Below are 23404 nucleotides of genomic sequence, written 5' to 3'. Positions count from 1 at the left end.
TGTGACCACCAAATAAAATGCCTCAAAATGAAAATCAGACTCGGAGAAAACTGCTATGGAAAAAACGCGGTGCAATTGTCCAAGATTATACGTCGTCCCGCTTATCATGAATTCAGACAAATATCAGTGAACGTATCGCTGAAAGGCGATTTTGAGGAGGCGCATACTCTGGGTGATAATGCGAAGATATTACCAACGGATACACAAAAGAATACCGTGTATGCCCTTGCGAGGGATCATTTCAAAACATCCATTGAAGACTTTGCCCTGCACCTGGTGCATCACTTTGTTACCACACAGCCACAGGTCAGCGAAGCAACTGTTGAAATAGCAGAACATGCCTATCATCGCCTCTTACTGGATGGCGCTGAACATCCCCATGCCTATATCAGCGGCGGGCAGGAAAAACATACCACGCTGGTCAGGAAGGATGCTGAAAGTATCAGCGTCAGTTCAGGTATCAGTGATCTGCTGATCCTGAAGACCACAGACTCTGCTTTTGAAAAATATATCAAAGACCAGTATACGACCCTGAAAGAAACCAGTGACCGGATACTGGCTACCAAATGTACGGTGAGCTGGATGTATGATAAATTGCCTGCTGACTACAGCCAGCAGTTCGATAGTATCCGGGAGTTGTTGCTGCGCACATTTGCCGGACATAAAAGCTTATCTGTGCAGCAGACCCTGTTTGCCATGGGACGTGCTGTACTGGAAGCACATGCCGGCGTGAAGGAGATCTCTCTTGAGATGCCTAATAAACATCATATTCCTTTCAACCTGGAACAATTTAATATCCCGCATGAAAATGAAATTTTTATTGCGACGGATGAGCCTTATGGTCTGATTTCGGCAACGGTGCTGCGGGATTAGCCAGGTGTCTCACCTGTATGATCTGTGCTGCAATACTGACAGCTATTTCTTCAGGTGTCTGGCTGCCGATGTCTATGCCAACAGGCGCATACAGCCTGCTTAATATCTTTTCATCGATACCTTCTGCCCGGTAAGTCTCCATTACTTTGTCAATTTTAGCGGCACTGCCCAGAATGCCGCAATAGGTAAAGGATTTATGCATTAACGCACGGATGGCAATATCATCTGTACGATAACCAACTGTCATGATCACAACGTAGTGGTGTTCTCCACCGGGGATCATTATTTTTAACTGGCTGTAATCACGTACGATTGTTTTTTCATGCGCTGTGTCGTTTTCAAGCAGCGTGTGTACCTGCGGACGATCTTCAAATATATGCACATAAAAGTCCAGCTTACTCATCAGAGCGGAGAGTGCCAGCGAACAGTGTCCGCCGCCGACAATATACAGGTAGTCCCTGTAGCCGATCTTTTCCTGGTAATACCAGTCCAGCTCTGACTGCATATGAAATACGTGATCGGGTTTGCCTTGTATATCTGTGTTGAATTGCAATCCCAAGGGAGACAGGTGCAGTATACCCTGGTGATGTTGTGTGAGACAGGCAATGATCTTGTTAACGGGCGTGATACTTTCCGGTGTCAGTTTATATAGCAGAATCGTCTGATCGCCTGAGCAGATCATCCCGCTCTGGTTTTTGGGGACTGTCTTGTCGTGATATTGCTGATGGATAGAATAGGAGGTCGCAAAATGGCCCAGTTGCTCTTTAGCCGTTTCTGCAAATTTATGCTCCATAATCCCGCCCCCGATGGAACCGGCTATTTCTCCCGACTGATTTACAGCCATAAAAAAGCCTCTTCTGCCAGGACTGCTGCCATTACTTTCCAGTACATAGAGTAGCATAACGGGAATGTTCTGCCGCAGGCTTTTACTGATCAATTCCCAGGTGACTAACTGTTTCTGCATGTTGTTGATTCTTTTCCGGATTGGTTTTAGAATATAAGGCCAACAGCACTTTTTCAGGTGTCATAGGAGTGATAAAAGGGATATCAGCATATGGGTGGAAGGCCCGTATGGCATTATGCAGGGCAAACCAGGCGCCTATACCATACATCAGCGGTGGTTCTCCTACCGCTTTTGACCGGAATATGGCGAGGTTGTCCCTGTTCGTCTGCAAGGCTTCTATATCAATTGTTTTGGGTACGGAATAGATATCAGGTACTTTATAGGTAGATAATGCATTTGACCGTAGTATCCCTTCTTTATCATACACCACTTCTTCCATCGTCATCCAGCCGATACCCTGTACAATTCCTCCTTCTATCTGTCCGCGGTCAATGTCTGTATTCATACTGTTGCCAAAGTCGTGTACAACTTTAACGGTATCTATGGTATAAGTACCCCGCAGACAATCCACGGTTGCTTCGAGTATTGCGGTGCCGTATACGTGATAGGCAAAAGGATGTCCTTTCTCTTTTACCGCGTCATAGTGAATTTCCGGTGTGGCGTAATGTCCGTGTTCAGACAGGCTGATACGTCTTGCAAAGGCGGTGGTAATCAGTTCCTGCCAGTCCCAGTGAGAAGGTAGCTCATTTACAAGCACTTGTCCGTTGGATAATGTGATCTGATCAGTACTTACCTGGAAGGCTTCCGCAGCCAGCCTTTTCAACCTGTCCAATATTGCGGTACAGGCAATGAGCGTGGCTTTCCCATTCAGATCAGCGGTAGCGCTGGCGGCAGAAGGAGATGTATTAGCGATGGTGTAGGTACTGGTATTATTGAGTCTGATCTTTTCCGGTGGAATGGAAAAGGTCTGTGCCGCCACCTGCAATATTTTGGTATTCACGCCTTGTCCCATTTCAACCGCACCTGTACTGATGCCTACACTTCCGTCGGAGTAAATATGTACGAGTGAGCGGGCATTATTCATCAGGGTATTGGTAAAGGAAATACCAAAGCAGATGGGCATAAATGCCAGTCCTTTTTTAAACAGTTTATTATCGGCATTAAACTGTTGTATCCTTCTTTGTTGATCGACGATGTCATACAGTGTTTCTGCCTTCTCCCAACAATTCAGTGCTTCGCTTTCGGCTGTTTGTCCGTAGGGGAATTCCTGTCCTGTGCGGATCAGGTTTCTTTTCTGGATAATCGCCGCGTCTACTTTCAATACGTTTGCTGCTTTGGCAATCGCTGCTTCTATCACAAACATACCCTGTGGACCGCCGAAGCCTCTGAAGGCGGTATTCGGGGGCAGGTGCGTTCTACAACTCCAGGCGGTTGCTTTTACATTCGGAATATAGTAGGCGTTGGTACAGTGAAATAAGGTTCTGGCGAGTACTGCCGGAGACAGATCGGCAGCTGCGCCGGCATTCTGAAAGAAAGCCGCTTCATAAGCGAGGATCTGCAGGTCTTTATTGAGGCCGATTTTAAAGTCGGCAGCGTATGGATGCCTTTTACCCGTCATGGCCATATCTTCCATGCGGTGCAGGGCGTATTTAACAGGTTTCTTCAGCAACCAGGCTGCCAGTGAACAGAGCGCCGCCCAGGTATTCGCCTGATCTTCCTTTCCACCAAAGCCACCACCGAGTCTTGTGACGATGACTTCGAAACGATGCATAGGTGCGCCGATGATACCAGATACGGCGCGTTGTACCGCTGTGGGACCCTGTGTGGATGAATAGATGCGCAGACTGTTATTCTCCTGTGGTACGGCATATGCGCCCTGGGTTTCGATGTACAGGTGTTCCTGTCCGTTGATATCAACATTACCCTCTATGACGTAGGCACATTGTGACCAGGTATTGTCTGTATCTCCCAGCTGAAAGGTACGCGGTGGTATAATCAGTTCTCCTTTTGACTGTGCTTCTCTTGGATCCGTGATGACAGGCAGGGTATCTATTTTGATGCGGATCTTTTTAACAGCTGCCCGTGCTGCTTCCCTGGTACGGGCCACCACAAAAGCGACCGGCATACCGCAGAAGTGTACGTGTTTGTCTGCCAGTAAAGGTTCGTCTTTGATGATACCGCCTATTTCATTGTGTCCTGGAATATCGGCGGCTGTAAAGATGCGTACCACATCGGGCATCTGTAAGGCTTCTTCCAGTATCAATTCCCTGATGACGCCATGTGCGCAGGGGGAACCATATGCGGCCCCGAACAGTGTGCCGTTTAATACGGGCACATCGTCCAGGTACACAGAAGTACCGCTGACATGGGTGTTGGAATCAATATTCTTCATACGGCACTATAATAACAGTTCCACCTGGAGGGTAGGAAACAAGGTGATGAAATGTGCTTTTATCAGTTGTTCAAGTAAGAGTCTTTTATATTCTGCGGTGCCCCTTGTATCGCTGATAGGGGTGATTTCCAGTTGTGCAATGGCACAGGCCTGTTTGATGGTTGCTGTACCGGGTGCTTTTCCTTTCAGGAAGGCGGCGGTATCTGTGAGCAGTAGCGGTACCGGACCAACACCGCCGGCGGAGATCCGTATATCGCTGATCAGGTTGGCGGCTATTGTAATGCTGATCGCGCTGTTGACACTGGCAATATCCAGGTGTGTGCGTTTGCTGACTTTTTCGAAATTGAAGCCGGTGCTGTCTCCTGGTAATTCAAACCAGCAACGGGTGATATATTCTGCGGATGTCTTGTTCAACTGTTTATATCCTTTATACAAATCGCGCAGCGGCAATGTTCGTACAGATTGTCCGTCGCTCAGTTCAAGGGTGGCATCCAGTGCCAGGAAGAAGATGGTCATGTCTCCGATAGGGGAGGCATTGACGAAGTTACCGGCGATGGTAGCCATGTTCCTGACAGGTGTGGAAGATACCAGTTTGAGGTAATTGCCGAGTGCCGGAAACCAGGTGCGCATAATAGACGATTCCAGGATGTCGTTCACGGTGACGGAAGCGCCTAATACACAGCGGTTGTCTTCCCTGGTAATGCCTTTGAGCAGTTCCTGCCCCAGGAGGAAGCGGATGGGCTGTTCCTGTATAGCTTCAGGTTGTTGTACATATAAATCGGTACCTCCACCGACAAATCTTGGATGAGTATCGGAAGGAGGGTTTAATTCGCCGTTTAAGGTTGGAATAAGGCTTTTTAAGCGCTCTTTTATGCCTGCGAAGTATTCAGGGAGTATTTGTTGTCTAGTGGCAAATATGGCCGGTTCCTCGCCATTTCTGTCAGTCAGCAATCCTGCCACTGTGCCGGCGGCTCTTTCGATAGACTTATAACCGGTGCATCTGCAGATATTCCCGTCAATGGCGGCAATGGCATTTTCGGCATCAGGTGTTTTCCTGTCGAGGCAGAAGCCTGCCAGCGACATAACGAATCCGGGTGTACAAAAACCGCATTGTGTGGCGCAGTTATCGGCCATTGCCTGTTGTATGGGATTGAGTGCCGGCAACATATTAATCCCTTCTATGGTGACGATATGTTTACCATGGGCATTACCCAGCGGCGTCAGACAGGAGGTCCACGCGCGATATACCAATACGCCCTGTTTCAGATCTCCCGCGAGTATGGTGCAGGCGCCGCAGTCACCTTCATTGCAACCGGTTTTTGTACCGGTCAGGTGCTGATGATATCTGATGAAATCCAGCAGCGGCATACCAGGGGGCAGGGTGGTACCAACATCTTCATTATTAAGGATAAACTTCAACAAGGGTTACAAAGGTGCTTTCTCTGAAGTTAACGAAAATTTTCCATGTCCGGAAGAGGCATTTAGCGATGGAAACAAGCCTTGCTTTCCGTAATTTTGTAACCAAACGGTTGCTTAAAATCAGTTGTTCATACCATGAGAAGGGATGTTTTTCAGGCTATAGCAGATCCTACCAGGAGAGAGATTATCAATTTACTGGCGCATCAGACCCTCAATCTGAATGCAATCGCGAATAAGTTTGATATCAGCAGACCGGCAGTATCCAAACATATCAGGATATTGACCGAATGCGGCTTGCTGATGATCACGCAGCAGGGGAGGGAGCGTTTTTGCAGAGCAGATCCCCAGAAATTACAGGAAGTGTCGGAATGGACGGCACAGTTTCGTTCGTTCTGGGAGCAGCGGCTGGATGCGTTGGGGGAGTTTTTGGAGAAAGGGAAAGACAATTAGGAATTAGGAATTAAGAATTAAGAATTTCAATCGCTAATTGTCGCAGGAAAATTCAATATTCTTACTACACTAAATGTCAGGCAATATCTGACTGTAAGGCTAACCAATTCCCAATTCCTAATTCCTAATTCCTAATTCCTAATTATTATTCTTCCCACGGCGAGTGAACTATGCAGTCACAGAAGTTCTTCCGCTGGAAGTCAGGAATCATAAATGCACAGACGTCCGCTTTGATGTTTCCGAAGGTCGTATCTGTTTTATGTTTAAACCCATCGAAGAAGGTCGGGATGATCTTTTGCTTGAAGTCTGTTCTTGGGAATGCTTTAATGATCGCTTCCCTGTTTTCTGTGCTCAGGTGTTCATATCCCTCCCCCATTACATCCAATCCTACACCTGAATACATCAGTGCTACTTCCGGTTCTTTATATTCAGCAATACCGATTGTGGTATGCAGGGCAATGGTGTCCCATACGCGCTGTAAAGATTGTTCCGGATAACCATGGCTTTTCAGAAAGTCTCTTGCTGCGTTCGCGCCATCTACTTCGAAGCGTTTATCCGGACTGCTGTAGTGCGGTACCAGTCCGAGGTCGTGAAACACCGCACTGATATACAGCAATTCCGTATCGTATTTTATGTTGTTACGTTTTGCGTTCAGAGAAGAAAAGAGGAATACCCTGAGTGAGTGGTTGTAGAGAAATTCTGTACCATGTTCCAGCAGCAACTCTGTGGCCTGCTTCGCTACCTGACTGTCCGGAATGTCTACTCCTGCTAATTTTGATAATCTGGTTACTGGCATAATTGTAAAATTTATACCCCAAAATTACCGGGAAAGGGAAGCGGAGGAAATGCTAAAATCACCGATTCAGATACCAATTTTAACAAACTGGGATCTATATTCTATCGGAGAAATGTTAGTTTCTTTTTTGAAGAAGTTGCTGAACTGGTAAGGGGTGGCGAAGTTGAGTATATAGGAGATTTCTTTTACCGGTTTTGTGGAAAACTGTAACATACGTTTGGCTTCTGCAACGAGTTGTCCGTTGATAATATCTTTTGCGTTTCTGCCACCGCAACGTTTGCAGAGGTCTGCCAGTTGCCGGTAACTGATACCGAGTTTTCCGGCGTAGTCGTTCACTTCATGCGTATTACGGTATTCTTTGCTGACCAGTTCTACGTACTGGCGGTATACCTTGTTTTCGGTAGTGCTGTGTCCTGCGTGCAGCAGACTATTGATATTGGCCACTTTGATCATGATGATTTTAAGATAGGCGGCCAATGCGTCGCCTTTATTCACATAATCAGGACTGTTGAATTCTTCTAATGTTGTGGCAAGCAGGCTGTCGATAGCCAGTTCGTCTGCTGCGGTTAACTGCATCTGCTGGTGTCCCGAAGGGTCATTGTACAATACGGCTTTGCAGTTAGCTGCGCTGGCGGGTGTTTTCTCCCAGAAACAGTCTCCGAAGCGCAGTACATATCCGCTGATATGATTATCGTCACTAACGGCGTAGATCTGTCCCTTGGAGATGATAAAGAGACTATGTGGAGCGATTGCATGGGCTTTTCCATCAATGGTGATAGTACCATGCCCCTCCTGCACAAATATCAGTTCGTTGAAGGAGATGCGTCGCAGGAAATCATCTTCAAACAGCCGGCCGTCTATTGCCGTGATTGAAAAAGAGTCCTTTAGCGCAGGGTTGATATCTATGTTTAATATGTTAGCCGTATGCATACCATAAAATTAAATAAATATCCATCGCAAGGATATTTAAAGAATTGATGGTTTTATAGATAATGTAGTAAAAAGAGACCTCCACGCTGTCATGGAGGTCTGTCCTCTCACGTGGAAATTAAGCAAATCGTGTTTTTAACAGGATATGGATATGGTTTCCGTTGTGTCTTTTATTGGTTCAGTATCGGTTGTTTGTTTTCCTGTGTGGCAAGATGGGGACTTTCAGCCGATTATAAAATCCCCGAAAGTGGGGAGAAGCAGACTTTTCTTCGATTAATCAGTGTTAAGTGATTGGTTTTCAGTTTTATGTGTGCTTGTTCTTCGATGTAGAACGTAGGTATTCCGCTACTACGCCGTTATTTCTTCGTTCCCGAACGAAGCGATAACGGCGTAATCAGGAGGTAATGACGATATAATCGAAGGAATCAATGAAAATCAGAGTGGTTTCAGCATCCAGACGGTGCAGGCGAAGTGACCTGAATTGCCCAGTGGTTTGTCCAGGTACTGAAAACCTGCTTTTTCGTAGATGCTGATTGCTTTGGTAAAGTCAGGGAAGGATTCCAGGTAGATGTTTTTATAGCCCAGTTGTCTGGCGCCTTCAAAGGTCTGTTCCATCAGAGTTCTTCCTAAGCCTTTTCCCCGGGCGGCAATGCTCAGGTAGTATTTGACTAATTCTACGCATCCGTCAGGTAATCCGGCGGTGGGGAACAGTCCGCAACCGCCCAGGATGACGCCGTCCTCTTCCGCTATATAATAGGCGCTGCCAGGCACCCGGAAAAGGTCGGACAGGTGATCAGTTTCCGGATCGGAATAAACGGTGCCGGTTTTAGGTACAGTTTCAAATTCGTCGAACGTGTTACGGATGATCGCTGCTAATGCGGCATTATCAGCCGGGCTAATGTTTCTTATAGTTACTGGCATGGCGTATACTGTTCAGGGAATGAATGAACAGGATGCAAAAATAACCTAATCAGCGGGTTAGTAAGGTGACAAACCGGACCATTGGAAAAAATAAAATATTTTCTGTCTGCATAAGGGTATTGATCCGCTGACGTGTCTTCTATATAACCGGTCATGCTTAAAGCTGTACACATTGAATAAACTGATCAACCCACAAAGTGCAAAGGATATATACAGGCAGTGCTTTCAAGATAACTTTGAACGCCTGCACCGCTATGCCTTTACACTGTTACAGGATAATGAGGAAGCCAGAGACGTTGTGCAACAGGCTTTTATCAAACTCTGGCAGAAAAGGGACGAGATCAACCTGGAGCTGGCGGGCAGGTCATACCTATATACTACGGTACAGCGACAGTGTATTAATATTTTCAGGCATAACAAGGTCAGACGGCATTATAAAGATTCGGTAATGGCTACACATCAGGAGGAGTACACGGATCATCAGCTGGAAAACCGGGAACTCAGTAACAGGATCAGTACTGCTATGGATGCTTTACCACCGAAATGCAGGGAGATATTCTGCAAGAGTCGTTTTGAGGAGAAGAAATACGCAGAGATTGCCGCAGAACTAAATATATCGGTCAAGACTGTAGAGGTGCAGATGGGCAAGGCCCTCAAGATAATGAGGGAACAGCTGGCAGATATCATCACAATATCCATTATTCTCATTGCATATTTCAAATAGCGCTTCATCATGAGTTTACATCAAAAGATAGCAATAGATACCACTCTGCTGACCAGATACCTGGCCGGTGAAGCGACACCGGACGAAGCGATGGCAATAGACGACTGGTTGAAGGACGATAGCCATATACAGGAGTTTGAAAGTATGCAACAGTCCTGGCAGCTCATTTATGGCGGTGTAGCCTATGAAGCACCCAATGAAAACCAGGAATGGGCTGCGCTGGAGGCGGCCTTACCCGGCGAAAAAAAGTATGGTAGCCTGAAACGGCTGGTGATACGATATGCCGTGGCGGCTTTGATAGCAGGGGTCTTGCTGGGCGCAGGACTATATACCTATCTGCAATACAGTACGCCTGTGTGGCAGGATGCCGTGGTAGCTGCGGCAGGGAACATACGGAAAGGCGTATTACCAGATGGCTCAGGGATTGTGGTCAACAGAAACGGTACCCTGCAATATGCGAGGGACTATAACAAAGACGACCGGAAAGTATTACTGAAAGGAGAAGGATATTTTGATGTTGTTGCGGACAAAGACCATCCTTTTGTCGTGCACAGTGGCGCGTTGAAAATACAGGTGCTGGGTACATCGTTTAATGTGAAAGAAGATACAGGAAGGACTACCGTTGCTGTTACTACCGGCAAAGTAAAGTTGTACACAACTGATCATGAACTGATCGTTGCGGCCGGACAAACGGGTACCTATTTACAGCAAACAGACGAATTGTTACTTAGTGATACCATAGATGCCAACAGTATCAGTTATGCCACCGGTGATTTTTCTTTCCAGGATATGCCATTGCCTGATATTTGTCGTCATCTTGAAAATACATTTGGCGTTAAGATCATCCTGGATAATGCACAGTTGTCTCAATGCCGTATGTCGGCTCATTTCAAAGACAGGCCATTTACCTATATTATGGATATTCTATCTGCTACATTAGACATCTCATACACCACCAGCAATAATATCATTCATATCAGCGGAAACGGCTGTAATTAACCTATAATTCTGTACTATGCTGAAACGCGTAATCTATGTTCCATTCCTGATCGGAATGGCGCAGCTCCCTGTTATCTCCAAAGCCCAGCTAACTAAAGAGAAAAGTGAAAAGCGTATCGTTATTAACAGTAATACTATCCGTGTTGCAGATCTGCTCGGGATCTTTGCCCGGGAAACCAACCTGGAGTTTTCTTTTAATTCAAAGAAACTGCGCCCATCAAAGATCATCACGGTGGCACATCATGAACAGACATTGTCGGCATGGCTGAAGGAGCTGGAGCAGTCGACAGGTATTCATGTGAAGGTAAAGGGGGATCATATTATACTACAGGATACGCCGCCTGCTGTTAATGCCGGGGAGCCGGATCGTGGATTGATTGCGGAGAATAAAGGTAACTCTGCCAAAGGTGCTGATGGTAAGAAAGCAAGGAAGAATGTAGTAGCTGGTAATGCTATTACTGCGGATAAAGACAATCTTTCAACAGGTAATGTTGCAGAAGCGGCTAATGAAAAGGATATAGCGAATCATGCAACAGCTGCCGATACTCCTGCTACGAAGGGTATAGCGGAGCATGGGAGCAATACGGATAGCGTTGAAAAAGGCAATCTGTCAGCAGAGAAAAACAATACTGCTTCAAAAAATAAGGGTGATATAAAGAACGAAACATCATTGTCAGATATATTGCGTGAAGTACTGAGTAAGGGAGAATTACGCCGTATGCCTGCGCATGAGTTGCCTGCACCTGATAAGCACATCAGTCTTGCTGCTCATAAAATGGTGGTTTATCCAAAGGATACCACAGATGCGGTAACGGCAACAGTTGCTGTTGCAGATAGTATCCGTAAGGAAGCTCCGTCACTGCGCACAGTGACACGGCTGGACCTGGGCTTGCAGGGAGTAGGTATTTCTATCGAATTGCCTGTCAGCAGGAAATATTCCCTTGAGTTTTCCGGTGGTCTGGGAGGCGGATATGATTTGTCTGACGGTAGCTTCAGTTATGACTGGGGACTGCTTAATCCCTGTGCATATCTGTCTGTAAATGGCCGTTACTATTATAACCGCGATAAACGGGCGCTGAAAGGAAAGAGCTTGTTGCTGAATGCAGGCGACTATTTTGGGGTGCGTTTAAAGTATACTTCCACTGAGATTACCGGTGGCGGTTCTATGAGTGATGCAGTACTGACTAATATACATTGGGGAATGCAGCGGCCGATTGGCAGAAAGTGGATCATCAATGGACACGCAGGGATAGGATGGGCGTATAATGCTGTTAATTCAATTGATCCGTCAGGAGGAAAGGTGTATCCGGCAGCTGAGTTTAAAATCTCTTATGCGTTGAACAGGAAACGTCGTTTATAAAATGCAGACGAGGGTGTATCAAAAGTAAGATACATCCTCGTCTGTTTACTATCATACCGGCAACATTACTTTTCTGAATAAGTCTTTGATGACAGTGATTTCTTCTGCATACATCGTCTTCTTACGGGTGCCGAAGTGTAATGTATTTTTAAGTTTTGTTTTCCCTTCCCACAACAGTTTAATTTCACCTGCGTCTATTTCTTTCCTGCAAAGGAAATCGGGGATAACGGCGACGCCTTTTCCGCTCTTCAGACAGCGTACGATGGAATTGAGATTGGGTACGATGTAATTGGGACGGAAGTCAGGATGATGATTGAAGTTCAGTTTCCAGAAACGGAACAGGTGCTCCATATCTCCCGTCGTACCATACCATTTCTCCTTTTTCAGCCAGTCTTCTATCACCTGCATATCTTTTCCTTTCGCCAGTTTATTAAAGGCTTTGCTGTCCACCTCATTGCCTGCCACCAGTACGATGGTTTCTGAGGAAAAGGCTTCGTGTTCTATATTGCCGGAAGTGCCTCTGTGCGGGGTAATAATGAGATCCAGGATACCTTTATCAAGGTTGTCCAGCATCTCCGGATATTCTCCAAAGCGGATGATGACGTTGAATGGAAGTGTGGAAATATACTGTTCCAGTGTGATCTGAAACGTTTCGAAACACATACCTACGCTGATGGTAGGGGTATGTATTTCTGTACTTTTCTGAAAGTTCTTTTCTGCGTCTTCCAGTTTATTCAATGGTTCTATAATAAAGTTGTAGAAGACTTTACCTTTTTCCGTCGGTATCATTTTACGGCCTGTTCTTTCGAAGAGTTTATATCCGACATAGTTCTCCAGCGAACTTAAATGCAGACTAACACCCGGTTGGGAAATAAAGAGGCTTTCGGCAGCACCGGTTAGGGTACCGGTCTTATATATCGCCTTAAATGTTCTGTACCATTCCAGATTTACCATAACAGTAGCTATTATAATTCTGATACAAAGGTATGAATTAACTTGTTTTAATAATACCCGTAGCCGGTCTATTTTTGTGTTGTCAAAAGAAAAACACACAATATGACAAAGGTATTTATCATCAATGGAGGTCAGCAGTTCGGCCATTCCGGCGGCCGTTTCAATGAAACTGTTTCGGCAGCTACCGCTGAATTTTTTACAAACAGACCGGGCTTTGAGGTGAAAACCACCAATATCAATCACGCATACGATCTGAAGGAGGAGGTGGAAAAGTATAAATGGGCAGATGTCGTGATCTATCATACACCGATCTGGTGGTTTCAATTGCCGCATGGCTTTAAAGCATATATAGACAAGGTATTTACGGAAGGGCATGGTACGGGTATTTATAAGAGCGATGGCCGTTCTTCTGCCAATCCTGCCATCAATTATGGTACAGGAGGGATGTTGCATGGTAAGCAATATATGGTCACTACTTCCTGGAATGCGCCTAAAGAGGCGTTCACATTACCGGATGAGTTCTTTCAGCAGACCAGCGTAGACGATGGGATACTGTTTGGTTTCCACCGCATGAATGCATTTATTGGTATGAAACCATTACCGGGTATGCACTTTCATGACATAGAAAAGAATGCGGATATCCCAAGGGATCTGGGGGGGTATACGGCTCACCTGGAAAATGTATTTACAAACCTGAATTAAGTTAAACTGATATGGAATACAGAAAATTAGGCAATACGGACCTGCAGTTATCCACAGTTACCTACGGCGCATTTGCTATTGGCGGTAATATGTGGGGTGGAAATGAAAAACAGGATTCAATCGCGGCAGTACATGCGTCACTGGATCAGGGGGTGACAACGATTGATACAGCTCCTTTTTATGGGTTTGGCCTGAGTGAAGAACTGATCGGAGAAGCCATTAAGGGAAAGGATAGAAGTAAGATACAGTTGCTGACCAAGTTTGGTCTGGTATGGGATGGCAGTAATCAGGGGAAAGGGGAATATTTCTTTGATGCTTCTGCTGATGGTAAGAACATTCCTGTGTATAAATATGCTTCCAAAGCGAACATCATCAAGGAACTGGAAGAGAGTCTGAAAAGACTGGGTACCGATTATGTGGATCTGTTACAGTTACACTGGCCGGATGCGACTACGCCTATCGATGAAACGATGGAAGCTTTGGATACACTGATCCGTCAGGGGAAAATCCGTGCAGCTGGTGTGAGCAATTACAGTCTTGCGCAGCTGCAGGAAGCTGCGAAGACAATACAGCTGGCTTCCAACCAGGTACCTTATAGTATGCTGAACAGGGGAATTGAGCAGGACCTGGTACCTTATACAATCGAACATCAGATTGGTATTATTGCTTACAGTCCGCTGGAAAGAGGGCTGCTGACCGGTAAATATTTCCGTGATGCGGCACTGAAGGCAGACGATCACAGAAATGGTTATTTTGGCCAGTTCTCTGCGGATAAAGTAAAAGCATTCCTTGATAGCATTACGCCACTGGCGAAAAATAAAAAGGCTTCACTGGCGCAGCTGGTATTACGCTGGACGACTTTGCAGCCGGGTATTAGTATTGTGCTGGCGGGCGCGAGAAATGCAGAACAGGCGGTACAGAATGCAGCTGCTATGAACGTACAACTGACTACAGCTGAGATAGGTTATATAAACGGGGAACTTGAAAAAGTATATAGCGGACAGGCTGTGTAAGTAAGACGAACGATAAATAATTAATATGTACTTTCTGTGCAGAGTTTCTGATCCTGGTAACAAAAGTTACCAGGATTTTTTATATTTTAGGTAATATAATATCAAAGGGACCTGTAAACAGTTTATGAAATGAAGACCACCAATTACTACAACACTTTTATTGAAGTGGCTGATGACTGCCCCGTTAAAACAGCTGAAGTACCCCCTATCAGAGGAGAAAAGACCATTGCTAATATAGAATTTGAGTTGTTGGTTGATAACCCGTACGAGTTTACTTCAGATGATGTGCTTTTTCACGTGCACGCTGCGAAACGTCAGCTGAGGACGCAGGAGTTTGACGTAGAAAGAGAGCAGTTCTTTTCTAAAGGGCAGGCTTGTTTCCGTTCTTCTCCTTTAACCAAACGATATGGCTGGGGTGCTCATTTTGATGCGGATGGCCGGATGGCGATCTATGCAGTAGAATCAGATGAATATCAGCAGTATGCGAAAGACAGATCGCTGAAACAGGTGAAGGCGATGCGCTCAAAGAAGGGTTAACATATGATATGGGAAATTTTTTTATAGTTTAGCAGGAGAAAATCCCCTGTACATGGAAGCTATTGTCATCAGGAATGACAGGAAGAGACTTGTAAAGATCCTGCTGGTTTTGTTGGTACCCTGACGATCGAACGGCTGACGATGCACGCCGGTGATATTTACGAGCTGATGCAGCAACATACATCATAAAATACAAGCAATATATCCTATATGCCTATCTTTATTTTAAACACTGTTTTGGTGAGCGTATTATCCTGTTTGCCATCCAACGAAAAAGTTACAGCAGAAAAAGAAGCGACAACTTTGTCTGCAACAATGGGCACTGCTATGTATTCGGAGATCCGGTGAAAGTGAAAAAGGTGTTGAGAAAGTACGGGTTTTATCCGGTATGATAAAGACGGTTTTAAATAACAAAGCGTCCGCTGGGAGCGGGACGCTTTGTGTTTCAGGACAGGATTAAAACAGGACAGTTATAATTTTACAAACTTGAATTTCTTTACAGCTCCTCCGGGTTTGGTTTCTACCAGCATGAAATAAACACCAGCGGCCAGCCGGCTGATAGGCATGTTGATCGTTGTCTGACCTGTTGGGATGTTATATTGCTGGATGGAATATTGTCTGCCGGAAACATCCACGATTAATACCCTGAACTTCGTTGCCTCCGTTACTCCCTGTACCTGCAGGTTGATCACATCCGCAGCTGGTACCGGGTAGATGTACATGTCACGGGCATTCAGTTTTACGGTGTCTGAATAGGCAAAGGAATTATCCTGACTCACCAGTTTTAACCGGTAGTAGACATTGCCTGATTTTGCTGCCAGGTCATAGAAATCCAGGTCTTCGTGGTTATAGTAGAAGCGGCCATTACTATTGGTGGCCTGTTGTGTATTGATCAGTGAGAAGTCTTTGTTGTTGGTGCTTCTTTCCAGTTCGTAATGTAACAATCCTTCTTCATTCTGTGTTCTCCATTCCAGGAAGGCATTGCGTCCCCGTAAGCGGCCTGTGAAAGCGTTGAGGAAGACCAGCTGTGGCGTGAGCAGGTTAGTCAGCTGATATTTCACTACCCCCAGATCGGCAGTGGCGAAATAGATATCTGCGTGATCTGCAAAAAAGCGGAAATCCATAGACGCGTTGCAGGCGATATAAGCGAGTCCGGAAGCAGGAACGCCAGACCATTTAGCTCCTTTGTTGGTACTGAAAACTAATCTGGTATCACCAAAAATATCAGTAGTAGATGCGCCTAACAGGTGGCCGTCAACGATATTGGAGAAAGAGATTTTCTTCAAACCGGTAGCGTCCAGGGTACGGCTCCAGTTCTCACCACCATCTGTCGTCTGGTAGATACCCAGCGTCGTAACGATCACCATTTCTTTTTTATTAAAAGGATTGGTATCCATATCCCAGATCATATCGTAGCCTTCAATCAGGTCTTCCAGTCCTTCGGATTTCTCTCCCCATGTAATACCGCCGTCTGTCGATATATATACGCGATGGCCACTTGTAATGAAGATAGTTTGTCCGTCTCCTTCAGGGATATAAACGTCTGTGATCAGGCTATTGCCGGATGCTGCGACCGGTGTCTGTTCAGGTTGGGCACGATCTGCAAAGTCCAGTCTGAAGAGGGCGGAGAACGCATTATAATAAGAATAGGATACCCAGTAACGGTCCTGATGACTGGGATCGCGTTTGATGCCATCGATGCCTGTTGCATAGTCATCAGAAGGCAGCCGTTTTACGGTAGTCCCATAATCATCACTGAAATACAGTTCTGAGGGATTCAGAAAATCATCGCAGGGTTTAAAGAAGAACACACGGCCTTGTATGGCGGTGTCGGGTATTACATAATAATTCTCGTAGGTAAAGGAGTATACGGGTAAGGTATCATGCATCACTACGGCGCCGCTGTGCAGGTTTCTGGCAATATAACCACCCTGGGTGGAATAGTACAGCCGCTGGTTTGTGCCGCTGCCTGCCAGTCCGGTACTTTTAACCAGGTAGGAAGGCGTTTTCAGTTTCTCGAATGTCTTTCCGCCATCCTTGGAATGTTGTGGCCAGGCATCTGAGAAGACGAGGATATCATTACTGTTTTTAGGATTGATGACGAGGGAAACACCGCTGGCATATGTCTGGGATCTTGATTCAAATACGGTGGATGTCCAGTGTTGACCGCCATCGGTACTTTTCAGGATCTCGTTTTCTTCCAGCATCCACATATTTTGCAGGTTGCCGGGATCGTACTGAATGGTAATGATATTATTAAGTGTCTGATCTGTAAAAGTAACCGGTACCTGACTGAAGGTATGGCCGCTGTCCTGTGTGTGGTATACGCCTTCTGCGGCTTCTCCAAAGTTGATAAAGCTGCATAGGAAGAAGTCATTGTGATTTTTAGGATGGAAGACAACGGCATTCAGGGCGCCTTTACCGGCGAGTACTTCCCGCCAGTGTTGTCCTTCATCCGCAGAGATATATAAACCTCCGTTTACGCCCAGGGCGCCCAGACCTCTTGCGAGATAGATCTTTTTCTGATCATCCGGATGGAAGAAGCTATTAAGGATATGCACACCATCATGTTCAGTACTGTAATAGATTGTGCTGAAGTTCTTACCGGCATCTTTGGTGAAGTATACTTCTGTAAACTGCGCCCAGGTATCCGGATCTCTGTAGGCGGTGTTAATAACCACCCTGTTCGCATTTTCATCAGCGATATCATAGCTGACTACGAAGGCTTTCATTTCCTGGTCGGGTGTGACAAAATGTCTGACAATTTCTTTGCTTTCGATGTCTATTACATATAAACCATTGTCATTTATCTCAGGTGCAGTGGCTATCACGGAGAAGGCTTTATGACCGGGCAGGAATTTAAACTGGGAGATAGCGGTTGCGCTGTTCTCAAAGGAATAGAAGATGGTCCATGATTTACCACGGTCATCTGAAACCAGGATATGGTTATTCAGTGTACGCGCATAGATCCTGTCGGGTATGGACGGGTCGGGTGTAACATCCCAGAGTCTGCCGAAGTCCCCGGTTGACTCAAAAGAGAGTTGCGCGCTGGCTGAAAAAAACAGTAAGAGGAGGAGATGAACGAGTAAAATTTTTCTCATGAATTTTGGTCGATTGGGTGCTGTGTGAAAGTACCGCCCTTCTCTTAAAGCGCCTATGTAATTAACAGGACAGTGGCCGGACAAAGTGTGACATTCCGCTTAAAGTCCTGATAAATACTCAAAAAGGGAGGTGTTTTCTGCCAGCTGCATCTTTTTGGTGATGCGTTCCTTTCGTTTCCGGCAACCTTCCGGTGTGATGTTTAACAGGGAGGCGATCTCCTTGGTATTTAAATTCATGTATATGTAAGAGAGGAACCTGACATCGTTGGAGGTCAGGTTGGGATGATTTTCACGGAGTGCATTCAGGAATCCCTGGTTGACTTCCTGGAAATGGGTGCTGAAATCGTCCCATTCGCTATCGGTACGGAGGTAGCTTTTGAGTTGAGAGATGTGTTTTACGACTACCCCGTCTTTATTTAAATCCGGAATTTTTGACATGGCCGTAATGATATCGTCTATCAGTTCATTTCTGCCGGAAAGGTAGAGGGCTTTTGCGGAGAGTTTGCGGTTCCGTATTTCGATCTCATTTTTCAGCCGTTCCTGTTCCAGGAGGGCTGCTGTTTCTTTTTCTTTTAGCTGTTCTTCCAGCAGGAGTTTCTGGCTTTTTTCATTTTCGATTTCCAGGGCCATAATCTGATGGCTCCGTTCGGCGAGGATGGCTTTTTGTTTGTTTTCAGCTGCTTTAATCCGCATCAGCCAGATGAAAAAGGTAACGATAATCGCGATGAATGCCAGGGCGATGTACAAGAGGCGGCGCTGATTGGAGAGTTGTGCGTTATTGAGGGAAAGGGTGTGTTGTGAGTTGAGCAGTTCGAACTTCAGTTTACCGGTTTCGAATTGCTGTCCGTTTTTAACGGTATTGATAGAATCCCGGTAGTACACCACAGAATCCTTGCTGGCCATGGCCTGTGCATAAGCATGGTCTTTAAGATGGATCGCGGACAGCGTCTGGAAAAGTTCTATTCTTTCCTCCAGGTTGGGGGAGAGGGATAACGCTTCGTTGGCGTACTGCAGTGCCAGTGTGCTATTGTTCTGTTTTAGTTTGATGGAGCTGATCAGGGTCAGCAGGGAGATGCGCTCATCTCTGTAGCCGGAATCGCGGGCGACTTTAAGGAGTTCAAGACTCAGGAGATCAGCTTCGGTAGTATGCTCTTCCTGGAACTGGTTCTGGGCATATGCATAACGCGCGCTGATCAGTCTTCTGGGGTCGTTTTGCAGATAGCTGGCTGATTCGCGCAGGTATTCCCTTGCCTTTTCCAGTTGCCTGATCTCTGTGTGTACAATGCCCAGGTTCAGGGCGTAGTTGCCTATTCTTATCTTATCATTTTTCTCTTTGGCGATAGTATAGGCTTTCAGGAAATACTCCCGGGCTTTATCATAGTTCTTTTCCTTGGAGTAGAGAATGGCGATATTATTCAGGACGGTCATTTCCAGAGTAGCATCTTTCTCTTCCATGGCTATTTTATAGGCTTCGAGGTAGTTCCGCAGGGCTTCACCGTAGTCGAGCATGAAATAGTAGGTGAGACCGATATTGTTGGTAGCCAGGAACAATTGTCTGGGCAAGTGATTATCGGCAGACTGATGCTGTGCTTCTGTCAGCAGGGTAATAGCGGAGACGAATTTCTTTGCCATCATGGAGTCAATACCCCGCTGGATAAGCGAATCGCAATAGGAGCGGCTGCTGGAATAGGATGTAAGAACAGTACATAACAGGATACCCGTTATTACCAGGTGTTTTAGATACTTCATTACCACACGGTGTCTTGGATATAGATGTTGGTTGATTTCCCCCTGCCGTTGACAGGAACGGGCTTAAAATAATAAAAAATATTCAACGGCTGAGGAAACCTAAAAGTTACCAGGACAGGTGTGCTTTTTTATTTTTCAGGTGCCTGGTAGTGTACGATGTCTATACCTACGCCATTAGGGTCTTCGATAGCAAAGTGGCGGTCGCCCCAGGCTTCATTCCTGATCTCTATATTAACCGGAATGCCTTTCTTTTTGATGGCGGCATACAGACTGTCTACATCTGCTACTTCGATTGTCAGGTACATGCCCTGTCCCTGGAAGGGCTTTTGAAACAAAGGTTGTTGTGAAGGATGTTCCGGCAGCAGGAAGCTGATTTCTGTGCTTTTATCCGGTGTGTGCATCAGCAGGTAGAATTCATTTTCAAAAGTGACACCGAAGCCGAGTACGTCTGTATAGAATGCTTTGCTTTCCGCGAGTTTGTTTGTAATAATGCCTGCGTTCAGTTTCATTGTATGTTTGGTTTTAATGAGTTTTTGTGCATAAGTGCCTGATGTTAATAACAGAACAGCCAATAGTGTGAACAAGTGTTTCATCTTTGCTGGTTTAGTCCTGTAAAATTCAGACATCCATGCTGCGGAACATTGTAAAAATCGGACAACTTATCTGCCGAAGGCTTTGGAAGGAGTAACGCCGTAAAAGTTTCTGAACTCTTTGATGAAATGTGCCTGATCGTAGTAACCGCTATCAAAGAATAGTTTATTCTGTCGCAGGCTTTGCGCCGATGGTTTTGCTTTCAGGATATGCTGGAAGCGGACCACCTTGCTGAAGGTCTTTGCAGAATCACCGATGTAGAATCCGAATAAGCGGCGTAGTTGTCTTGAACTGATGCCGGTATTCAGGTCTTTTTCTATATCTACAACACCGCAGTTATCCAGGATGAGGGCGAGTGCGTTGTATAGTCTTGGATCTTCATCGATAGCTGCATTGGATAATACCTGTAAAAAATACTGATCAAAGATCTGACTGATATCCCCTGGTTGCAACGCATCATGGAGTTGCGTAGCAATAAATGCGGCTGTCTCCGGATGTACTGCGCTCAGGTGTTCGAAGCGGTTGCTTAGTTCGGCGGCGTTGACTTTGAACAGCTGTGGAAACATGGTGGGGAGGAAACGGATACCAACATAGTTGAAGTTATTTTCCAGGACGAATGCTGTATATTTTTTACAGAAACCCATGATGTAGTTGTCAGTGGGATTGTTGAGTTCGAAGAAGATATCGATGCATCCGTCGGCGACTACACGGTAATTGAATTGTTCGGAGAGAGGAGCGGTAGTTTTTAATTGCCAGTAGCAGTAAATGAAGGGTTGAAGCTGGCTGTGTGGCAGGAATTCGCGATAGGTGACGTGTTCAGCTGATTGTTTGATGGCAGGCTGAATAGGTGTGTAGAGATGGCGTATATTGGTGAATGGATGCAAAGGAGTTGTTTTGATAAAGGTAGTGGTTTTGAGAGAATGCAGAATGATAATATTCGATGTGAAAATGTTATTGGAAAGTGAATAATAATAGCGGGAGGATAGATTTTTTTGATTCGAAAAATGTTCCTTACTTTCGGTTTTTCTGCATCTGATGGCGGCTATTTGCACGAGTCATCTTACCTGAAATGTTGCTACGCGTTTGTTGAAGTTTATCTCCTGAGTGTTCGTGTAGACGAATAAGATTTTTCTATTAATAAATTAATACTATGGATTCAATCGTTGAAGAAAAAATCAGGCAGTATAGGAACTTTGTCACGCATAAGACTGAGGCTCCTGCTGCGACTAATACTGATAAGCCGCCACGTGAAACTAATCTTTCAAGGGTGATTCATTCAGAGGAAGATGCGGAAATGTTTATTGCGCAGGTGAACTGTCTTATAAGATTGTCTAAAAAAAGGCAGGCTAAATAAATTTCAACTTTAACATTGTATAAAAAAGAGAGCCTGTATCAAAAGTAAGATACAGGCTCTCTTTATTCGGGTACCTGATGGAATCAGGTAGTCATTTAAGTAATTCTAAGGATGTTCATTTATTTTGATACATCTTCTTCTCTTTTAAGGGTGATATAATGCATCAATGCATTGGCGCATCTTTAAAATCTCCTGCGCCAGCAATCACATTTCTCAGTTCAGGGTTATCCTTTTTCTCTCTTGTCAGTACTTTATTCGTAATAACGATACTCAGCAACATACATACTGCGCCGATCAGGAAGTGGATACCCGGGAAATAGAAGGGTGCTTTATCTGTTGTGAAATAAGCAAAAGTACCGTTCATGATTAACGGACCAACGATCGTTGTAAGACTCATCAGACTGGTCAGTGCGCCCTGTAGTTCTCCCTGTTGATTGGGTGGTACATGACCGGAGATCACGGATTGGAGTGATGGTCCGCAAATGCCCCCTAAACAGTAAGGAATAAGGAAGGCAAACATCATCCAGCTTTGTGTGGCGAATGCAAATAATACAAGTCCGAGTGAATATAGTGATAAGCCGAGGTAGATACTTTTTTCATTACCGATTTTGGGGATGATGATCCTGGTAAGACCTGCCTGCACTGCGCCAACGAGTACCCCTACTATTGCGAGGGATATACCGACCATTTTCTCAGACCACTGGAAGCGGTAAATGGTGAAGAAGTTCCAGTTACCCTGTACAGACTGAGCACCAAGATAGATCAGGAAGAAGGCAAATGCGAGTCCGCCGATCTCAGGGTGTGTAGTCAGGAATTTTAATGATCCAAGTGGATTGGCACGGGACCACTGAAAAGGACGGCGGTTTTCTTTTTTGAGGGATTCCGGCAACAGGAAGAAGCCGTACAGGCAGTTCAGGAGACAGAGTACTGCGGCTGCATAGAATGGTGCTCTGATACCCCAGTGGGCGAGCAGGGCGCCCAGTGCAGGACCGAGCACAAAACCAAGGCCGAAGGCAGCGCCGATCATACCAAAGTTTTTGGCCCTGGTAGTTTCGTCTATACTCACGTCAGCAATATAGGCTGTAGCGGTAGTGAAGCTGGCGCCGGTCATACCGGCGATAACACGACCGATGAAAAGCCATCCATATGAAGGAGCGAGGGCCAGGATAATATAGTCTATACCGAAGCCCAGCAGTGATAGCAGGAGTACTGGCCGACGACCATATTTATCGCTGAGGTTGCCGACTACCGGAGCGAAGATGAACTGTGTAATGGCAAAAACAGACAGCAGGAGCGCTCCATAGGTACTGGCCTGGTTGACCGGTATGTGCTTCAGCTGGGCAATAAGGTCGGCCATAACGGGGATGATGAGGCCCCATCCCATTACGTCGATTAAAAGGGTGATAAAAATAAAGCCAATGGCGGACTGCTTGGTTGTTTGCATATATGTAATTGAATTGAAAGCGGATTGAATCGAATCATTGCATCACGATGACTGTATCCTTTACGCGGGATGTTGTGGCATGGCAGCCCTGCGGATTTGTATCAAGGATATTTGTTGTACGTAATATGCTGGTTACTGATCATGCAAACTTAGGCAGAATTGTTTAATGTAAGGGGAGGTGGATAGGCCAAGTTGCGGGGGAATTTGCGTCAAGGTAAGTTGGTTACATAACTAAAAGGGAAATGCTTTTA

General features: G+C 45.6%; 22 protein-coding genes. 9 read left to right on the top strand and 13 right to left on the bottom strand.

What is annotated here, in order from left to right; translation table 11 throughout:
- Window positions 1–27 precede the first annotated feature (27 nt).
- Complete coding sequence (gene pucL, locus CPIN_RS33520; protein ID WP_012794332.1) at window positions 28–873, top strand: factor-independent urate hydroxylase; 846 nt, start codon at window positions 28–30, stop codon at window positions 871–873.
- On the opposite strand, the gene CPIN_RS33515 is transcribed toward pucL, so the two are convergent.
- Genes CPIN_RS33515 through CPIN_RS33505 form a run of 3 tightly spaced genes read right to left on the bottom strand, consistent with a single transcriptional unit; the run spans window position 818 to window position 5531 of the window.
- A complete protein-coding gene (locus CPIN_RS33515) occupies window positions 818–1837 on the bottom strand; it encodes an XdhC family protein (RefSeq protein WP_012794331.1) in 1020 nt (339 codons plus the stop codon). The genes pucL and CPIN_RS33515 overlap by 56 nt on opposite strands.
- Window positions 1800–4109: a xanthine dehydrogenase molybdopterin binding subunit gene (locus tag CPIN_RS33510; protein WP_012794330.1), complete on the bottom strand. Its 2310-nt coding sequence runs from the start codon at window positions 4107–4109 to the stop codon at window positions 1800–1802. The genes CPIN_RS33515 and CPIN_RS33510 overlap by 38 nt, the downstream gene beginning before the upstream one ends.
- Before the next feature lie 6 nt (window positions 4110–4115).
- Entirely contained in the window at window positions 4116–5531 is a 1416-nt protein-coding gene (locus CPIN_RS33505; RefSeq protein WP_044220326.1) for an FAD binding domain-containing protein, read from the bottom strand.
- A 132-nt stretch (window positions 5532–5663) separates the two neighbouring features.
- Between CPIN_RS33505 and CPIN_RS33500 the strand changes: the two genes are divergently transcribed.
- A complete protein-coding gene (locus tag CPIN_RS33500) occupies window positions 5664–5978 on the top strand; it encodes an ArsR/SmtB family transcription factor (protein WP_012794328.1) in 315 nt (104 codons plus the stop codon).
- 145 nt (window positions 5979–6123) lie between these two features.
- Here the strand turns inward: CPIN_RS33500 and CPIN_RS33495 are convergent, their stop codons facing one another.
- The 3 genes from CPIN_RS33495 to CPIN_RS33485 form a co-directional block, all read right to left on the bottom strand.
- On the bottom strand, window positions 6124–6774 hold the full coding sequence (locus CPIN_RS33495; RefSeq protein ID WP_012794327.1) for an HD domain-containing protein: 651 nt from the start codon (window positions 6772–6774) through the stop codon (window positions 6124–6126).
- Window positions 6775–6840: 66 nt separating this feature from the next.
- On the bottom strand, window positions 6841–7704 hold the full coding sequence (locus tag CPIN_RS33490) for an AraC family transcriptional regulator (RefSeq protein WP_012794326.1): 864 nt from the start codon (window positions 7702–7704) through the stop codon (window positions 6841–6843).
- Between the two features lie 435 nt (window positions 7705–8139).
- Window positions 8140–8625 carry a GNAT family N-acetyltransferase gene (locus CPIN_RS33485; RefSeq protein ID WP_012794325.1) on the bottom strand — a complete coding sequence of 162 codons (486 nt, stop codon included), beginning with the start codon at window positions 8623–8625 and terminating at the stop codon, window positions 8140–8142.
- 172 nt (window positions 8626–8797) lie between these two features.
- On the opposite strand from CPIN_RS33485, the gene CPIN_RS33475 reads away from it, so the two are divergent.
- From CPIN_RS33475 to CPIN_RS33465, 3 genes are read left to right on the top strand one after another with little or no spacing between them, the layout of a single operon-like run.
- Window positions 8798–9349 (top strand): RNA polymerase sigma-70 factor, encoded by a 552-nt coding sequence (locus CPIN_RS33475; protein WP_012794324.1) that lies wholly within the window; start codon window positions 8798–8800, stop codon window positions 9347–9349.
- 9 nt (window positions 9350–9358) lie between these two features.
- A complete protein-coding gene (locus CPIN_RS33470) occupies window positions 9359–10348 on the top strand; it encodes a FecR family protein (protein ID WP_012794323.1) in 990 nt (329 codons plus the stop codon).
- Window positions 10349–10364: 16 nt separating this feature from the next.
- Window positions 10365–11708: a hypothetical protein gene (locus CPIN_RS33465; RefSeq protein ID WP_012794322.1), complete on the top strand. Its 1344-nt coding sequence runs from the start codon at window positions 10365–10367 to the stop codon at window positions 11706–11708.
- A 51-nt stretch (window positions 11709–11759) separates the two neighbouring features.
- Here CPIN_RS33465 and CPIN_RS33460 read toward each other — a convergent pair whose 3' ends face one another.
- Window positions 11760–12662: a LysR family transcriptional regulator gene (locus CPIN_RS33460; protein ID WP_012794321.1), complete on the bottom strand. Its 903-nt coding sequence runs from the start codon at window positions 12660–12662 to the stop codon at window positions 11760–11762.
- A 102-nt stretch (window positions 12663–12764) separates the two neighbouring features.
- On the opposite strand from CPIN_RS33460, the gene CPIN_RS33455 reads away from it, so the two are divergent.
- From CPIN_RS33455 to CPIN_RS33445, 3 genes are all read left to right on the top strand, one after another.
- Window positions 12765–13364, top strand: a complete 600-nt coding sequence (locus tag CPIN_RS33455; protein ID WP_012794320.1) for an NAD(P)H-dependent oxidoreductase — start codon at window positions 12765–12767, stop codon at window positions 13362–13364.
- An 11-nt stretch (window positions 13365–13375) separates the two neighbouring features.
- Window positions 13376–14377 (top strand): aldo/keto reductase, encoded by a 1002-nt coding sequence (locus CPIN_RS33450; protein WP_012794319.1) that lies wholly within the window; start codon window positions 13376–13378, stop codon window positions 14375–14377.
- Between the two features lie 129 nt (window positions 14378–14506).
- Entirely contained in the window at window positions 14507–14914 is a 408-nt protein-coding gene (locus tag CPIN_RS33445) for a DUF6157 family protein (protein ID WP_012794318.1), read from the top strand.
- Window positions 14915–14935: 21 nt separating this feature from the next.
- Here CPIN_RS33445 and CPIN_RS39130 read toward each other — a convergent pair whose 3' ends face one another.
- The 5 genes from CPIN_RS39130 to CPIN_RS33425 all read right to left on the bottom strand — a co-directional run bounded on the left by CPIN_RS39130 (window position 14936) and on the right by CPIN_RS33425 (window position 21239).
- Window positions 14936–15094, bottom strand: a complete 159-nt coding sequence (locus tag CPIN_RS39130; protein ID WP_187294719.1) for a hypothetical protein — start codon at window positions 15092–15094, stop codon at window positions 14936–14938.
- A gap of 290 nt (window positions 15095–15384) precedes the next feature.
- Window positions 15385–18015, bottom strand: a complete 2631-nt coding sequence (locus CPIN_RS33440) for a T9SS type A sorting domain-containing protein (RefSeq protein WP_012794317.1) — start codon at window positions 18013–18015, stop codon at window positions 15385–15387.
- Between the two features lie 99 nt (window positions 18016–18114).
- Window positions 18115–19764 (bottom strand): tetratricopeptide repeat protein, encoded by a 1650-nt coding sequence (locus CPIN_RS33435; protein ID WP_012794316.1) that lies wholly within the window; start codon window positions 19762–19764, stop codon window positions 18115–18117.
- Between the two features lie 128 nt (window positions 19765–19892).
- Complete coding sequence (locus tag CPIN_RS33430) at window positions 19893–20357, bottom strand: VOC family protein (RefSeq protein WP_012794315.1); 465 nt, start codon at window positions 20355–20357, stop codon at window positions 19893–19895.
- Window positions 20358–20423: 66 nt separating this feature from the next.
- Window positions 20424–21239, bottom strand: coding sequence for an AraC family transcriptional regulator (locus CPIN_RS33425; protein WP_044223087.1), 816 nt, complete (start codon window positions 21237–21239; stop codon window positions 20424–20426).
- A gap of 266 nt (window positions 21240–21505) precedes the next feature.
- Here CPIN_RS33425 and CPIN_RS33420 point away from each other — a divergent pair, with 266 nt between their 5' ends.
- A complete protein-coding gene (locus CPIN_RS33420) occupies window positions 21506–21709 on the top strand; it encodes a hypothetical protein (RefSeq protein ID WP_012794313.1) in 204 nt (67 codons plus the stop codon).
- Between the two features lie 163 nt (window positions 21710–21872).
- Here the strand turns inward: CPIN_RS33420 and CPIN_RS33415 are convergent, their stop codons facing one another.
- The gene (locus tag CPIN_RS33415; RefSeq protein WP_012794312.1) at window positions 21873–23153 is read right to left on the bottom strand and encodes a TCR/Tet family MFS transporter; all 1281 of its coding nucleotides are present in this window, start codon (window positions 23151–23153) and stop codon (window positions 21873–21875) included.
- Window positions 23154–23404 lie beyond the last annotated feature (251 nt).

This window comes from Chitinophaga pinensis DSM 2588 (genome assembly GCF_000024005.1).
Taxonomy (GTDB): Bacteria; Bacteroidota; Bacteroidia; order Chitinophagales; family Chitinophagaceae; genus Chitinophaga; species Chitinophaga pinensis.
The sequence above is the reverse complement of the archived record's forward strand: the minus strand, read 5'-3'. Positions and strand labels throughout refer to the sequence as shown.